The sequence below is a fragment of the Bradyrhizobium sp. CCBAU 45384 genome (assembly GCF_028128665.1).
In the GTDB taxonomy this organism is placed as follows: domain Bacteria; phylum Pseudomonadota; class Alphaproteobacteria; order Rhizobiales; family Xanthobacteraceae; genus Bradyrhizobium; species Bradyrhizobium manausense.
On record NZ_LBIZ01000003.1, the window covers coordinates 1,252 to 2,884 of the forward strand.

The window sequence follows — 1,633 nt, forward strand, 5'->3', positions numbered from 1 at the left end:
AGAGCCAGCGCTGCCTTCAGCAACGCATCGATCTCCGCGTCGCTATAGATATAGGGCTTGGCGCGCTTCCATCCGGGCAGCATGCCGACGGCCGGTACCTCCGTTCTCGGATCGAAGTTGGCGACATGGCGCGCGAACCCGCGCACGTCGCTCAATCGCAGCGCCCAGGATGCATGACGATCGGGCGGCAGCGTTGCCCATTCCATTGCCAGCTTCATCGTGATGATCCTGGCTTTGCGCTTCTCCATAAAGGCAACGAAGTCGGCGAGCCGACGGGTCTGGTGCTCGTACTTGTATCCAAACCCCTTGCGCATGCTCAGGTACTTATCGAGTGCGGAGCGCAGATCGGTCATTGCACGCCTCCCGGCCAGGGCAGGCTCAATGTTCTCAGCGCATCAATGTCGACCTTCGCGTAAATCCGGGTGGTGTCGTGGTTCTCGTGCCGCAGCAGCTGTCCGATCTCCGACAAGGTCGCGCCAGATCGGAGAAGCTCGGTAGCGAGACTGTGTCGGAAGATATGGGCGCCGCGGTGTGCGCAACCGTCGATTCCAACGCGATCGAGGGCGGCCTTGGCGATCATGGTGATCGCGCATCCGGAAGCAAACCCAATGTGCGGCGCGAGTGTGCGGACGAACAACCGTCGGCACGACGACTTTGGGCGGCCATTGCGCAGATATGCAACGATGGCTGCGCCAACGTCTGGCGGTAACGGCATCCGTGCTCGCTGTCGGCCCTTGGCGCGAACGAGTATCTCGCTGGCGCGCCAGTCGATATCATCAAGGGTGAGCGTCGCGACCTCGTCGGCCCGCAGGCCGAGCTTGGCCAGCAACAACAGAATGGCGTAGTCGCGCCGTCCCATCACCGTCTCTCGGTCGCAACTGTCGAGAGCCTTCCGCACCTGAGCGGCAGGCAGAAAGGTCGGTAGAGTTGCGAGCTTCCATCGGCGCATCGATGGAACGCAATCCGCCAACGGGCGCGAGTTCAGCCCCCGATGGTGGAGGTAACGGAGAAAGGCACGCAACGACCAGCACATCGCCTTGCCTGTTCCCGGGCTCCAATCCTGGGCATGGCGCTCAACGTAGCGGATCACGTCCTCTTGGCTGATCTTGCACAGGGCGCCGGCGCCGCCGGAGCACACCTCGTGCAGGAACCTGCGGATGACTGGGAGATGGCGGACGATGGACCTCGGGGCCAAGCCGCGCTCCGATCGCAGGTAGGCATCGAACTCCTTGAAGATCCGTTCGTGCGGGGTGAGAGGCGGTAGCACCAACGGCGCGATCGCGCCTTCCTCGCGCAGCACCGACAGCCATCGCTTGAGCGCAGCTCGGTCACCGGGTTGGATAGACTGCCTCCCGCCTCGATGTCGGAGGTACCGCTCAACGACCTGCTCATCGAGATCGACCAGCTTGTAGCGACGGCCTGCGATCCAACTCAGGAGCCCGCCAACTACGTTGAGGCAACGCCACGCGCCGTGCCGAACGAGCCTCTCTTCGACGAGACGAACGGCGTAGCACTCGACGAGCCGTCCGTGCGGCCCGCTTCTGAGACGCCGGTACAGCCGGCTTCTGCCCAAGTACTCTTCAGCTTCCATCTTCCTGTTCTCCGCTGTTGAAAGCGGAGGCACAGAACGAAC

General features: G+C 63.0%; 1 protein-coding gene and 1 pseudogene. Both read right to left on the reverse strand.

Annotated features, from left to right (window positions below):
* Window positions 1-353, reverse strand: a pseudogene (locus XH80_RS00545) (tyrosine-type recombinase/integrase); the annotation flags it as partial.
* The coding region (locus tag XH80_RS00550; RefSeq protein WP_271596908.1) for a tyrosine-type recombinase/integrase at window positions 350-1,633 on the reverse strand (1,284 nt) is incomplete at its 5' end. The gene XH80_RS00550 and the pseudogene XH80_RS00545, both read right to left, overlap by 4 nt.